The 13401-nt window shown below is 58.7% G+C and carries 12 protein-coding genes and 2 pseudogenes; 4 read left to right on the plus strand and 10 right to left on the minus strand.

The genetic code is table 11. The features are described 5' to 3' along the window. The first annotated feature begins 411 nt into the window (after window positions 1-411). The 4 genes and pseudogenes from NKH67_RS29240 to NKH67_RS29255 all read left to right on the plus strand — a co-directional run. Complete coding sequence (locus tag NKH67_RS29240) at window positions 412-606, plus strand: hypothetical protein (protein ID WP_352473845.1); 195 nt, start codon at window positions 412-414, stop codon at window positions 604-606. A gap of 157 nt (window positions 607-763) precedes the next feature. Next, window positions 764-991, plus strand: coding sequence for a hypothetical protein (locus NKH67_RS29245; protein ID WP_352473844.1), 228 nt, complete (start codon window positions 764-766; stop codon window positions 989-991). Window positions 992-1161: 170 nt separating this feature from the next. Next, the gene (locus tag NKH67_RS29250; protein ID WP_352473842.1) at window positions 1162-1419 is read left to right on the plus strand and encodes a hypothetical protein; all 258 of its coding nucleotides are present in this window, start codon (window positions 1162-1164) and stop codon (window positions 1417-1419) included. 265 nt (window positions 1420-1684) lie between these two features. Continuing rightward, a pseudogene (locus NKH67_RS29255) lies at window positions 1685-1861 on the plus strand (DUF982 domain-containing protein); the annotation flags it as partial. Window positions 1862-2772: 911 nt separating this feature from the next. Here the strand turns inward: NKH67_RS29255 and NKH67_RS29260 are convergent. The 10 genes and pseudogenes from NKH67_RS29260 to NKH67_RS29310 form a co-directional block, all read right to left on the minus strand. Further along, entirely contained in the window at window positions 2773-3381 is a 609-nt protein-coding gene (locus NKH67_RS29260) for a hypothetical protein (protein WP_352473841.1), read from the minus strand. A gap of 296 nt (window positions 3382-3677) precedes the next feature. Then, window positions 3678-4226, minus strand: a complete 549-nt coding sequence (locus NKH67_RS29270; protein ID WP_352473839.1) for a class I SAM-dependent methyltransferase — start codon at window positions 4224-4226, stop codon at window positions 3678-3680. Between the two features lie 124 nt (window positions 4227-4350). After that, a complete protein-coding gene (locus NKH67_RS29275) occupies window positions 4351-5172 on the minus strand; it encodes a PA3715 family protein (protein WP_353032391.1) in 822 nt (273 codons plus the stop codon). 521 nt (window positions 5173-5693) lie between these two features. Then, window positions 5694-6050, minus strand: a complete 357-nt coding sequence (locus tag NKH67_RS29280; RefSeq protein ID WP_352473837.1) for a GYD domain-containing protein — start codon at window positions 6048-6050, stop codon at window positions 5694-5696. A gap of 75 nt (window positions 6051-6125) precedes the next feature. Next, window positions 6126-8426, minus strand: a complete 2301-nt coding sequence (locus tag NKH67_RS29285) for an AGE family epimerase/isomerase (RefSeq protein ID WP_352473836.1) — start codon at window positions 8424-8426, stop codon at window positions 6126-6128. A 755-nt stretch (window positions 8427-9181) separates the two neighbouring features. Beyond that, window positions 9182-9625, minus strand: a pseudogene (locus NKH67_RS29290) (NAD-dependent epimerase/dehydratase family protein); the annotation flags it as partial. 15 nt (window positions 9626-9640) lie between these two features. Next, window positions 9641-10711, minus strand: coding sequence for a GDP-mannose 4,6-dehydratase (gene gmd / locus NKH67_RS29295; protein WP_352473835.1), 1071 nt, complete (start codon window positions 10709-10711; stop codon window positions 9641-9643). Between the two features lie 254 nt (window positions 10712-10965). Further along, entirely contained in the window at window positions 10966-11103 is a 138-nt protein-coding gene (locus tag NKH67_RS29300; RefSeq protein ID WP_352473834.1) for a hypothetical protein, read from the minus strand. A gap of 88 nt (window positions 11104-11191) precedes the next feature. Further along, entirely contained in the window at window positions 11192-11890 is a 699-nt protein-coding gene (locus NKH67_RS29305) for an FkbM family methyltransferase (protein ID WP_352473833.1), read from the minus strand. A gap of 722 nt (window positions 11891-12612) precedes the next feature. Continuing rightward, entirely contained in the window at window positions 12613-13389 is a 777-nt protein-coding gene (locus NKH67_RS29310; protein ID WP_352473832.1) for a phosphatase PAP2 family protein, read from the minus strand. Window positions 13390-13401: the final 12 nt, after the last annotated feature.

Raw genomic sequence — 13401 nt, forward strand, 5'->3', positions numbered from 1 at the left:
GCGCTGTGCAGCAGGATACGAACTGCGGTCGAGGCCGCAGACCGCTTGATGGAGATCGATCCCCCCAGCTTTGAACGACGTCGCGTGGGTTGAACTGCGCCGGCGTTTCATTCGTCGCGGCCTTGCGGCACCCCGCCGCAAGCGCCTGCCCTATTGGCATCACAGCGTGAGCAAACATTGGACAGAAGCATTCCAACGTTCACGATGTGCAACGCGGACGCCAGACCGACACAAATCTTCAGTTCAAAGAGCGAGGATAATGCTGCGGCAAACGAAGGTGGCACGGGGGGTCTTCGCGCGAGCCGGTTATCCGATCTCCCGCTCAGAAATTTATACTTAATATTCCGACGTCCTGATGGAACCCATTCGTTGCGGGCGAGTTGCGGCTCATTGGGAAGAGACTCCCCGAACATGGCAACCAGCAACAAAGCAGACCATCAGTCTGTCTCCGAAGCGTTTCGGAAACTGATCCGTTCCGATGGCTATCGTCATAACCTACAAACGTTCTTAAATCTGGGGGTCGAACCAGAACTGCCGCCAAACCTTCAGTCATTACTTGCGGCTATTGATCGGGCCAAAGAGGGGCCGACCGAAGAAGTCCCTTAGCGCTGGCTGAGCTCAAAGCGGAAGAGTACAGAGGCTCGCTCCGTACTTGTTTCTCTGGTTCCCGCTAAGAAATTTCCATCAAACATTCTTCTTGATTTTTCCCGACAGAGGATCATGAATGTTCCGCGTGGGTTCTCGCTGAGGTGGGAGGCCTAGTATGAACGTTTGGACGAACTGCCGACCGAGCAAAGTGACTGCCCATAAGCTTGTTAAAGAGCTGATCTTACAAGCCGGTCGCGGCCAAATCATCTCCGTGAAAGAGACCATCGCAGCGGTGCGCCGAGCCGGGCCGCATCTGGTGGAAAGTGACTGCGCGCTGGTCGAGCTTATTGTCGAGATTGGCCCAGCCTTTGGCCTGTTCGTCGCGTTCGACCTTCGCGAATAGCCACATGGCAACCCATTGGTTCAACCCTCTATGAGATCGAGAGCGGCACGGGGAACTTCGCGCGAGCTGGTCATCCAATCCCGGCTCAGAGATTCTCACCAAATTATTCGCTTCCCCTTCGGAACCCTTTCACAACGAAAGTGTTTCAGACCGAATGTGGGAACGACCTTATGCCGGCACGACCAACAGCAGGGACAGCCTTTCAACGGCTGATCAGCTCAGAAGATAATCGTCAGATGCTCCGCAACAGGCTTGGTCTCGAAGTCGACGAGAAACTGCCGGCGTCCCTTGCTGCATTGTTGCAGGAGCTTGAGCGGCGAGAGCAGGTCGAGGTTGATTGGAGCGCCACCACTTTGGCAGCGCGGGCTTCTATGGCCTTCGACGAACCAGAAGGAAGCTTCAGTGACCCTCATGGCCATCCTGCGTAGGGGACGTGCCTTCCGAGGGATGATCAGTTCGGAAGACTACTGCCGGAAGCTGCGCAGGCTCCTAAGGTTTGTAGGCGAACCAACTCTGACACCGACGCTTGCCACACTGGCGCGGGAGCTTTCAGAGCAGTCTGAGCTGCGGAAGCTGGAATCGGCCGACAAAATTCCATAGTTGCCCGACATTTCCCCACATGACAACCCACTGGTTCAACCCTCCGATCCCTGTCAAGACTGAGCGTCTCGGGATCATCCGCAATGTCAACAACGCCGAGGCAGCCGGCGAGGAACTGATGAACTGGACCAAGCGTGGCCCTTGTGGGACGTCGCGGTGCGTGTTTGCATGGCCGTGATTTTCGACGAGATGGAACCTGAGAAGGCTCGCAAGGCGTTCCTGGCTGCTGCAAAAGAGGAGGGGACGTTACTCCCCCCCAATGGCAACTAGCTAACTTGGATGGCGGTAAAGATTCTCTGACCAACACCGCCTTCGCGAAAGGAGCTCGCCGCCGGTGAGGAAGAGAGGCGACGGACCCCCCTACAGCGGCTGCACATCACGAAGAATCCGCTGCCGCCTCTAAACCCGCGAGGGCCTACATCGTTCCGTTAGCTGCGGCTAAACGGGGTTGGTCGGCGGGCTCTTGCGGCTTTAAGTTCCTCTTATGGGTCCTCTCTGGTTCTCTCTGACTTCGGATAGGAGGCGCGGGGGTCGCTTTCGCCGCTTCGGCGGTCCCGTCCGGCTGTGCTTTTCGGACAAACGCAAGGTATGAGACCGAAGTATGCTACAATTTTCGGACACGCGTTGGCGGCCTCCATCGTCCTTCGGACGTGGCGCTCGGCCACCAGGCCGCGCGGCTGGTTGTCATCGTCCTCGGCTTCAATTCACATAGTGGCTACGCAGGTATTATTTGAGAAGTTGCACAGCGCATGGAATTCAAAGGATACACGGCCTTCGCGCTAATACGATAGCATCCCACCTTCCAGCTTCTCAAATTAAGCGCCTATCCTGACGCCAGTGTCCGTAAGGACCACCTGTCCTGGCATTGCCTATCAGTGCAACGACTTCGAGCGGGCCGCCGAGCCGCTGAGCAACTGTTGCACAGGACCAAGCAGCGTGGCCCAAATGGCTCAGCGCAGTGCAGCTCTGCCAGCATGCCTTTGATTGATCAGGTGAAACGCGAAGTGGTCCGCGGGGCGTTTCTCGAAACGGCCAAGGAACAAGGAAACCTACTGCCTCGTTAGCATCTGCGACTGAAAGCCCTACTCTCGGCCGGGCTCGAATCTAACAAAGAGCATCGTCGGCTCTGCAGCAAGGCGGCGGTCATGGAACTGGCGAGCGAGGACCATTGGCTTGTCCGACTATCGTTGCGCCTTCAGCAGACGCTCTAGCGTTGAAAAGTCACTCATGTCGCGGTAGGGCGTCAGGTCAAGATCCTTGGGAATCTTCTTGAGCTTCTCTTCGGAGATCGGTTTTTCGTTCTTTTTGTTGACGGCCTGGTAAGCGGACCAGCCAACACCCGCCGCCTTCACGGCATCGCGTTCGGCTCGAAGGGCGATCTGATGCGCGTGCAGGTAATGAAGCCCGAGTTCGTCTAGGAGCGCCTTTTCAACGATCTCGTGCGTTAGCAGAAATGGGGCAAGCCGGACCTTGGCCGATTTCCAATCCATAGTGCGAGGCATATGGCGATCGATATAAATCGTCCTGCCATCTTTGCTGTAGCCAGCAATGTATGGGATATCGAAATCATGAACGATCTTAACCCGACGATGCAGCGCCCGCACAGCGTCACTCAGTACATCATCGTCCAAGTCTTCGGAAACGTGGCGGACTTCATCTTCAAGCTTCATTTTTTCCACGCTGAGACCAGCGGCGCTTCCTCCCATAGACCGGGAGCCTTCCCGTGGACGGCCAACTGGGTGACCGGTGCCGGCCGGAAGAACTGCCACGTCGCCGGCCTTCAAGGACAATGTACGGCCCCTGTTGCCCCGAACCGAACCTTGCCGGTTCCGCGCGCAACCCCAAGCACTTCATTTTTGCGGGAATGGTAATGAACGTAGTGGTAGATGCCGTCCCGCCAGCCGCTACTCCAGCCATTGACCTTGAAAAGCTCTTCCAGCACGGCTGCGGAGTCAACCTCAATGTCAAAGGCATAGGCCCGACGTCCATCCGCAAGGTGCTTTCTGCCGGCGAATCGGGCTCTCCCGGGACTGCGTTGCAGGCAGGCAGCGGGTCTGCGCCCGCTGCTGCCACATGGATGTCATCTCTATGGCTGCGGATTTCGTAAGGCGGGTTTCTCAAGCACGAGCACATGACTACCAAGAGGCGATGTGTGAGTGCTCTTGACCTGGAACCCCTCGTCAGAAAGCGTTTCGATGAATTCGCCATCCGTTCCAGGCGGAACGCGGGCAACGACGTTTGAGGTGCGCCTCACAATATTGGAAAGCACCGTTCGCGCCTTGCCTGGGCCGATGTTGCGCTGCATGTGCTGATAGACGGCCAGCAGCAGGACGATATCGTATTTCGGTAGAAGGATATTGCCGAGGCGCCGGCTGCCAAGATTCAGGCGATCGAACCTGGCATGTACCGGGGAGCCACTCAACAACATCTTTGCGGTCTCGATGTGCGGCTTGGCAATGTCGATCCCGTGGATCGAGCTGGGTTTCAGCTTGGATATCTCATAGGCGACAACACCCATATTGCAGCCAACATCGAGAATGGATTTTCCGGCGTAGTCGACCTTTGCGGAGAATAGCCCGTCAAGTCTGTCGTCCCACGTTCCGGCAAAACCCCTTTTGAATCTTGACCACCACAAATCATCAGCTCCTTTGAGAAGAGCCCCCTTGAGCGCCTCCTACCACGAGAGAATTAACGGTCGATACCCGTTCAACTGGAATTGATGACATTGACGAACCAAGGCAGGGACGTGTGCGGCCGCCTCACAACCCCATCACCTTGAGTGCCGCGGGAACCGCATAGCGGCTGCCATCATAGCGCATCCAGTAGGTCCGCTTCGCAGGCTTGCCAGGATGGGACTGGCATTCGCCATTGTGGTCGGGGGAGGGATTATCGGTATTCGACCGCTCAATCGCGGTGATATCGTGATAGCCATGATCGTGATAGCCATGATGGCGCGCCGGGCTTATCGCCAGGCTGACCTGGCTGGAATGAAAGTATCCGGCGCAACTACCATCGCTATCGCCGCCAGAGCCGGCCACCACGAGGCCGTCGAGCACCACGCGTAGCGTATCGCCGGTGAGAGCGTATAGCCGCAGGTCGGTTCCAGTGAAGGGAGCGGTCAGCGAATGGTGCGCCATTTCGATGCGCAGGCCGAATGCGCTGACATTGGGGGCCAGTGCATAGCGGCCCGTCTCGAATTCCACCTTCTCGATGACAATCGCGTCATCGGTCATCAGACCGGGCTGGAGCAGGCGCTGGCGCACGCGCCGCGTATTCCTGTCGACGACCAGAAGCTCGATATCGCCGACATGCAGGTGGTCGCCGTTAGCGCTGTCAATCAGCGGCACTGCGACCAACAGCAGGTCGACATGGGCGGGCCAAATCTTGCAGACCAGGCCAAATGGCGCTTCGCTCTCCGTGAACGTTGAGGTGATGCTAGTATGAGGTTCAAGCGTGAACGAGGTGCCGTCGGCGCTCTTTCGGGCGTTGGGATAGGCCTGCTGCACCAGCGCGGCGGCATCCCCGCAATCGCCCGCCGCGGCCTTGGCGGGCGACAGGCTGGCAAGGGCGGCGCCGAGCAACAGGACAGGCAACACTATTCGCATGGAGTTCTCGCGTCGCAGGGCCGGGTTCGGCCAGGGCCCTTCTACGCGAGATTGGTGGCGGCGCACAGGGCAGGGAAGTGACGGATAGCTCCACCCGCTGCGTCAGGACCATAGGTATCCTGGAAAGTCGTAAAGTCCGAGCACCCTTAGGGACGGTGATCATGAGAACGCCGCCCGAGCGGCCAATTTTTGCTGATGCTGTTCGAGCTACCTGAAACAGATACTGACAATGTGATCTCGATTGACTTGTCGCGCTCCGATTAGAAGCGCTCCGAGAAGAAACCTCTACAAAACCGGACCTCGCCGGTCCGTCAAGCGCACCTTCTAGGGTGTACATTCGTACATTCCAAAATTAACTCGGCATGACCTCCGTTTCTGACCCCTGAGCCGGGCGCGTTCGCTGTCGGCGCGGTATCAAAGCAGAACCAATGCCGCGCCTGCTTCGGCTTTCCGAAACCGCAGCGTGTCTTTCCTTGAGACTTGGCAGCACGGCGCGTTCAACGGAACCGTGCTGCCTTCAATGTGCAGCCAGTTATCCAATCAGCCGGCGGGCTTGTAAACGCGGCAGCCTTTTTGGCGGCTGCGAGCGCCGCCTTCATGTCGAGTTCTTCCAGGACAACTAGCTCGTTTATCCAGCCGCTTGCCTGGACCGCCAGTGCTAGGTCCATCCCATCGGCCTGGTCCGGAACCTCAGCATTGATGACAATATCATAGGCGCCGCGAGTAAACATCATACCGGATACCTTGCCACCAACGCTTTCCAAAACCGCCTTGATTGCAGCTTCTCGGTCTGAGCCTTGCATCAATCCCTTGTAGGCATGGGGCGGACAGTTTCCCAGGATTGTCACTTTCATGGGTATTCCTCCCGATCTTGTACTAGTTTCGTTATTGGTCGTTTGACCAACACGGAGCTATGGCGGACGGTTGGGTCAGCCGTAACCCTGCATCGCAACGTTTTTGCTCACATCCAAAGCTGGCAGCGGGAAAGGTTCGACTTGCCCTGCGGTCTTGTCCAGATACTGCATCAACGCCGTCACGAGGTGGTAGAAAATGCTCGCGGGCACCTCCGTCGCCAGTGACCTTCCGCGCTCGTCAATTCTGTCGATCCACAAGCCTAGCGGTGCGGGATCGATATGCCATTTGAAGAGGCGGGCGACACGAGCTTCGATCTCAGGTTTCAGATCAGGCCCGCCGATGCCGTCCAGGGCGACGGCCGCCTTGACGGCTTCGCATTGCGGCCAGCTGCGGGAGAGCCGGTCGAAGGGAATTCCCTGCCGCGACACGGCTGCATAAGCCAGGCCCGTGGACCGGTTCAATCCGCTTGCGATCGCCGACGAATAGAGCTTCCTTGCATAGGCTGCCAAGTCTTTCTGCCCGCTTGCCCGCGCGAAATCGATGAGGAGCGAGGCCCATTCGAAATGGTGCCCTGGTTCGGTCCACTGTCCCTCCTCTCCCGACAACGGTAGCCAATCGACATCGAAATGTTCCCCAAGCGTCCAGCTCTCCTGATCGAAGAAATGGCACCGGAAGAGATCGACGACACGTGCCGCCCGACGGAGATATGCACGCTCGCCGGTGACGCGATGCCAGGCAAGGAAGGATTCCAGCATGTGCATGTGCGGGTTCGAGAACCGCACCCCCTTCCAGCCGGGGGTCTCGAGGAAGCCGTTCAGGCTGACGTCCTCGAGATGGGTGTCGATGAAATGGAACGTCTCTTGTGCCAGCTGCAGGGCATCCTGATGGCCGCATCGGTGAGCATGGGCAAGCGCCAGGAGCACACAGGAATGGTCGTAGGCGTCCTCCGTCGGGTCAGCCACGCTGCCATTGGAATTAAGGATGCGCACCCAGCCACCGCGTTCGGTGCGGCCGTGTTTGGCGATAAACTCGATGCCGTGGTCGATGAGCTTGTCGGCCGGTCCAACCCAGCCGCGTTCTTTGGCCACCGCGAACGCGTAAATCTGGCGAGCCATCGTCCGCATGCGCTTGGGTTTGCCCAACGGCCTTGCATCGAAACCGAGCGCCTCGTGGAAGCCGCCATACGCATCGTCGACACCTGCAGTGGACCACAGCGGCAGGGTTTCGTTGAAGAGCCAGTGCTCGACCCGCTTGCGCCATGACCCGCTGATGATGACCCGGTCGTCCGACCCCGTGAACTTCGTTTCAAGGCGTCCGCTCTTCTCGAGTTGTTCGACGACTTTCTTCGCGTTCTGGCTGTGGCTGACAGGAGCGACGAATACCGCGTCCGGTGTCGTCACCACCGCCACATGCTTCATTCCAATGACTGTCAGCAGTCTGCCCTGGCTTCTGAGATAGGAGTTGCCGCAATCCATGGCGACAACGTCGCCCATTACGACATTGCCGTCGCGGTCCGTCGGGCTGGCTTCCAGCAGCGATTGCCACGATCCAAGGTCGTTCCAGCGGAAGGAAGCCGTAACCATCGCAATACCGCGTGCATGCTCCATGACTGCGTAGTCGATCGACGTCGACGGGACAGCCGAATAGAAGCCCTGGGGCAGGTAGATGCCCAAGACGTCGGTCCGTGCAGCCTTATGGGCCCGTTCCGCGGTGTCCCAGATGTCTGGCCGGAACTCGAGAAACGCCTCCCGCATCGTGTCGGCACGAAACAGGAAGATGCCGGCGTTCCAGTAGAATCTTCCCGAAGCCACATATTTGCGGGCCGTCTCGGCATTGGGCTTTTCGACAAAATGTGAAACGGCGGCCCCGCCGTCACCATTTGCCGTAACCTCGATGTAGCCGTACCCGGTTTCGGGATGGGTCGGCCTGATGCCGAATACGACAATGCTTCCTGAATCGGCGGCAGGCATGCCAGCCTCGACGGTTTGCCAGAATTGCATTTCGGTCGATATCTGATGGTCGGAGGGCACCACGAGCACAAGCGCGTCACCGCCATATTCGGAGATCGTCTGCAACGTGGCTATGGCCACTGCAGCGGCGGTATTGCGGCCGACGGGCTCGAAAATCGGTCTGCCGCCGTTCAGGCCGAGCGGACCGATGTCCGAGATAACGCGGTCGGCATGCCGTTCGGATGCTATCAGATAGATCGGCGTCTCGCCGTCCGAGCGCGCCTTGAGGCGCCGGACAGTCTTCGCAAGCATCGAGCCGTCGCCCGAAAGGTCGTGGAATTGCTTGGGATTGTCTTCGCGCGACAGCGGCCACAGCCGCGAGCCGACGCCCCCGCTCATCACAAAACTGACGATCCGCTCCGGCATGATCCAGTCCTCTCAAATTTTCTGGTTGTAGGCTCCGACCTCTGGATTGCGGCGCAGCACGGCATCGACAGCCTCGAACATCTCGCGACGAAGACGAATGTGTTCGGCCTGGCTTGTCCGACTGTGTCCTGGGTCACGCATTTTGCTCGGCTCTCGCGCAGACAGGCGTAGCACGCTGCCGGGCGGGAGGCTCCTTCATGAATTGGGGTAGCCCTAACGCCCCGATTGGCACCCCCTAGTCCAATAGGAGCATGCCTGTCGGCGACCGAAAGGATGTCTCGTGCGTGCTGCTCGGGCTGACGACAAGGGTGGGCTGGGCTGCAACATGCCGGTGACCGCGTTCAAGTTCCGGTTCCGCGAGAATGGCGACGAAAGGCATTTCGGAGGCTGGCTCGCCTTCTCACGCCTTTCAAGGAATCAGCGGAACGTCGTCTGTTCAGAGAAGGAATGACGGATTAGGCCGCGCTCTCATTGGACCGACGCAAACGGCGAGTACCCGAACGCACGCCCGCGAGATCGATACCTCACGAGAGCGGCTGCCGCCCACTCTGCCAAGGGCGCAGGCCCATAGGTCCAGAATTGGCGGCGTCTATCTTTCGTGAAGTTGCAGGCACGCCTAGGCCGAAATACTCCCAAAGCGAGGTGAACCAAGCGCTTTTCTGGAGTCGGAGAACTTCAACTGGGGACGCTGACCGGCAACTCCCGGCGTGCCAAGCCGATTTTCCGGAACGGCCCCCAGGGCGGCAAGCGGATCAACCGGCGATCTTGGCGATAGCGTACCACTCGTTGGTGGGTTCCAAGGGGCCTGTGAGAAGCGCGTCTTCCGGGATCGGCTGTGGCGGCAGATTCGGATAGATGCAGGATGAGCCCAAGAACAACAGTCGGCCAACGTCACACTGGAACGCGGCGTGGATGACATTCGTTTCGATCAGCAAGTTGTCTCGCAGGAATTCGGCCGGATAACGATCGTTGGCGAGAATCCCGCCGACCTTTGCGGCTGCAAGGACCACGGCGTCGGGCCTGGTTTCTGTCATCCAGCGATGCACGGCGTCCTGATTTCGAAGGTCGAGAACGTCGCGCGGTGCCATTAGGACCTCGCAGTTTTCCTCCTCCAATCGCGGCGCCACAGCCGAGCCGACCATGCCGCGGTGGCCAGCCACGAATATCCGTTTTGCGTCGAGCCGGTAAGCGTTGTTCATGACCGGTGGCGCTTTCTAGACGCTACTGTCCATATGCCAGCTCTCTCGCTCCAGACGTTTCAGATCGGCGGCCACCATTTCCGCCACGAGGTCGCTGAACGTCGTCTTAGGCGACCAGCCGAGCTTTGAGCGGGCTTTCGCCGGATTTCCCATCAGGAGATCGACCTCCGTTGGACGGAAATGGCGTGGGTCGATTCGGACGAGGATCTCTCCTGTCTTGCCATCCCGGCCGATCTCGTTCACCCCCTTACCTTCCCAGACGATGACACGGCCGACTGCCCGAAAGGCACGCTCTACGAACTCTCGAACCGAGTGGGTTTCGCCCGTGGCGAGGACGAAGTCGTCTGGCTCGGCGTGCTGAAGAATCCGCCACATGCCCTCCACATAGTCGCGAGCATGCCCCCAGTCGCGTTTCGCATCCAGATTTCCAAGATAGAGGGCGGACTGAAAGCCTCGCTCGATACCTGCAACCGCACGTGTGATCTTGCGGGTCACAAACGTCTCGCCGCGCGTGGGGCCTTCATGATTAAACAGTATGCCATTGGAAGCGAACATTCCGTACGCTTCACGGTAGTTGATCGTGATCCAATAGGCATAGAGTTTGGCCGCCGCATAGGGAGAGCGCGGGTAGAACGGCGTCTTCTCCGTCTGGGGCACCTCCTGGACTTTGCCGAACAGCTCGGAGGTTGATGCCTGATAAAAGCGCACCCGCTCTCCCATCTTCAGGATGCGGATGGCTTCAAGCAGCCTGAGTGTGCCAAGGGCATCGGCGTTGCCGGTATATTCAGGCGTCTCGAAGCTTACCTGGACATGGCTTTGGGCCGCCAGATTGTAGATTTCGGTAGGGCGCGTCTCCTGAACGATGCGAATGAGATTGGTCGCATCGGTCAGGTCGGCGTAGTGGAGAAAAAAGCGTGCGTCCGGTTCGTGCTGATCGACGTAGATGTCGTCGATGCGGTCGGTATTGAAGGAGGAGGATCTGCGTTTCAGTCCGTGGACAATATAGCCGTTCTCCAGCAGCAGTCTGGCAAGGTAGGCACCGTCCTGACCGGTCACACCAGTTATGAGCGCAATGCGATCTGTCATCGGGTCCCATCCAATTCTTGAGGGCTGTGGTGGCGCCGTCGACCGACGGTCTGCCCCACACTCCTCTAACGAAAGGCGAAAGTGCCTTGTTCTGCCAGAGTGTCATTGTGGGAGGCACGCCAGCAAAAGGAGGTAATCCCCACCGCTCGATGCCCGTCCCAGCTACTTCCCGTGCGTCCCCTTTCTGGTTGGCTAGCCTCTTCAGCCTATGCTCCTATGGCATGGACGTAGCCGCCCTGCCGCGAGCCGTCAGTTCACAAGCGCTTGCGCCACAGCTTCTCCGGGAGTTGCATGCCGGCCATGCTGCCGTCGGCAATGCCGAACATGTGGGTCGGCTGATCAGTGCGGCGCGGGCGATGCCTGCCGAGAAACGGTTCGCGTTCGGCCTGCATCTCGGGTCACTTGGCAAGCGTGGCGTCAGGTTGTTGCCGACGATCCCCGCCACCGAGCGCGGCTTGTCGAAAGTTCTCGTATGGCTTGTTATCGGGTCAGCAAAAATGACAATTCGTGGCCCGCAGGAGAAACATGGAACAGGGTGTAACCCTGGCCCTTTATCGCTTCCACTGTTCGGTAGGTTTGCTCCACTGGAGTGCGGTGCCACCAGTGGTGAAACTCGACGAGAATCTGTCTTGGTAAGACATCAGATCCAAGCACCTCTGGAAGGACGTCGTGCTCTGCCCCCTCGACGTCGAGTTTCAGCACATCGATAGTTGCCAGTCCGAGCATATCCAGGATAGTAGAATAACGCCTCACGTTGCAGATAATGCTCTTGGCTGTAACCAACTTCGTGGAAAAATTGCTGCGTGTGTCATCTTCGTACACAGCAAACGTTTGCTCCCCGTCGAAATTAGATATTCCCAAGGGGTAGATCCGCACAGTGGGAGGTAATTCCTGAGCGGCAATCCAGTCAAGACTGGCCGGAGTCGGATCAAACCCAAAGACCTTTGCACCGAATACTTTGCTGACTTCCAGATCAAATGAAATATCGTCCCCTAAGCCAAAGGAAAGAACAATAGGGGAGGGGGCAGCTAGAAGAGGCTCGACCGCAACGACCCAACCTCCATATGCGGAGCCGAGTTTTTGTGTAGGAATGGAGCATTCGGGCCGGAGAAGATGATCGAATCCTAAGGCCGCTCTTACAACTCGCTTACAATACCGGAGCCGATCTGGATTGTACATCAATGGTTGCCTTTGGCTTATTCCTAGTAGCTGTTCCGCTTGACTGCGCCGTCCTCACTGTGTCCGCCGTCCTCACTGTGTCCAAAATAGACAACAGCGCCAGATGAGGTTCAGTCTGGCCTAACGCGGAGCGGCTATCGCCCTGTGAATTTTACATCGATTCCCTCCCGCGACCAGAGTGTCATTGTGGCAGGCGCTCCAACAAAAGGAGGTAATCCCGTCGCTCGGCGTTCGTAACAGATGCTGCGGGAGCATCGCCTTGGGCTCGGCCAACGTCGTCGCCCTACCGCGTAGGAAGTAGGAGCCGCCCGCTGCGAGCGCCGGCTCACGAGTCGCCTCGTCCCCGGGGCCGTGCCGGCTACTGCGGAGCCAAAGAAGTGGCAATCCTGTTCGTTGCGGAGCTGAACGCAGGAAGGGCGGGCAGTTCGAATCGGTCTTGGCGGGTTGCAACGAAATTGACCTTGGGTTCGCCGATCGGAGAGATCGGGCTTGTCGAACAGCGCGGCGCGCGCAGTGTGTTGGGTACCTCAAGATGGCAGAGGTAGTAGGGCAAGTGGAAGCCGTAGAGCGGCCTTATCCAGCTTGCCGGATGCCTAATCCGCTTCATTGAGGTAATCCGCCGCTGTTGCGAACACGTTTCAGCATGATTGTTGTTGTCCGGCCAAGATGACGCTTCAGCGCGGCGATGCACGTCATGTCGCTGGCCGGCTTCACACCAGTTCCTATTGCAGAAGCCCTTTGGCAAGTTCGCGCAACTCCTGGAACGCAACAACGAGGTATGAGGCCAGAAAGCTGCACAGATAGAAGCTTGGTGGGGCGCCGCGCTCCCACCGGAGAACCAGGGCGCCGAGTTCAAGGCTCGGGTGCGTTTGTGCTACCCATACCAGGGTGGCGGCCAAGGCGAGGCTACCCAGAGCATTGGTCGGGTAATGCAGCCCCAAGTAGACTCGAGCAAGCTCTACCACCAAGGTGCAGGCCAGGGCGAGCAGTCCGAGTTCGAAGCGAACGAGAAGAATGGCGATCGCTAGACCCGCGAACAGAACCGCTCGCTCGCTGGGGAACCCGGGGGTGCCGGCGAAAGGCGCTGAGCGCAGAACGGCAGCGTCGCCCAGAACGTCCGGGATATGAAGCCCAAGTGCGGAGTCAAAAATCGGCTTTGGCGTCGTCGGCAGAGTGCCCTGCAGGAAATGCGCGACGAGCGCCGCGAGGACAGCTGCGCAGACGCCGCTCACCAGCCTTGCCCTCGATTCCGGCCCGTCATGGGCGAACCAGCAATACCAAAGCAAGGACACAACTATAGCGCCCTCGGTTGTTGGGTAGACGGCACCGAAAGCGAGCCGGCTGGCGAAGGGCTGATTGCTCGCTACGGTGTTGACGGCCGTTGCGAGGGGCCTGTCGATCCAATCCGGGTTAAGGGCCAGGAAAGTCGTACCCACAAAGAGGAGGCAAAGCGCGGCGGCCTGTGTCAGGCAATGGAAATCGGACATCGGTTCGGCCATCTCAACTCTAAG

Origin of the sequence: Mesorhizobium sp. M0968, assembly GCF_040319065.1 — a bacterium.
GTDB lineage: Bacteria > Pseudomonadota > Alphaproteobacteria > Rhizobiales > Rhizobiaceae > Mesorhizobium.

Coding starts and splice junctions, on each gene's coding strand:
- NKH67_RS29240 (WP_352473845.1), top strand. CDS start 412: ATGGCAACCAGCAACAAAGCAGACCATCAGTCTGTCTCCGAAGCGTTT.
- NKH67_RS29245 (WP_352473844.1), top strand. CDS start 764: ATGAACGTTTGGACGAACTGCCGACCGAGCAAAGTGACTGCCCATAAG.
- NKH67_RS29250 (WP_352473842.1), top strand. CDS start 1,162: ATGCCGGCACGACCAACAGCAGGGACAGCCTTTCAACGGCTGATCAGC.
- NKH67_RS29280 (WP_352473837.1), bottom strand. CDS start 6,050: ATGAAAGTGACAATCCTGGGAAACTGTCCGCCCCATGCCTACAAGGGA.
- NKH67_RS29285 (WP_352473836.1), bottom strand. CDS start 8,426: ATGCCGGAGCGGATCGTCAGTTTTGTGATGAGCGGGGGCGTCGGCTCG.
- gmd (WP_352473835.1), bottom strand. CDS start 10,711: ATGACAGATCGCATTGCGCTCATAACTGGTGTGACCGGTCAGGACGGT.
- NKH67_RS29300 (WP_352473834.1), bottom strand. CDS start 11,103: ATGCAGGCCGAACGCGAACCGTTTCTCGGCAGGCATCGCCCGCGCCGC.
- NKH67_RS29305 (WP_352473833.1), bottom strand. CDS start 11,890: ATGTACAATCCAGATCGGCTCCGGTATTGTAAGCGAGTTGTAAGAGCG.
- NKH67_RS29310 (WP_352473832.1), bottom strand. CDS start 13,389: ATGGCCGAACCGATGTCCGATTTCCATTGCCTGACACAGGCCGCCGCG.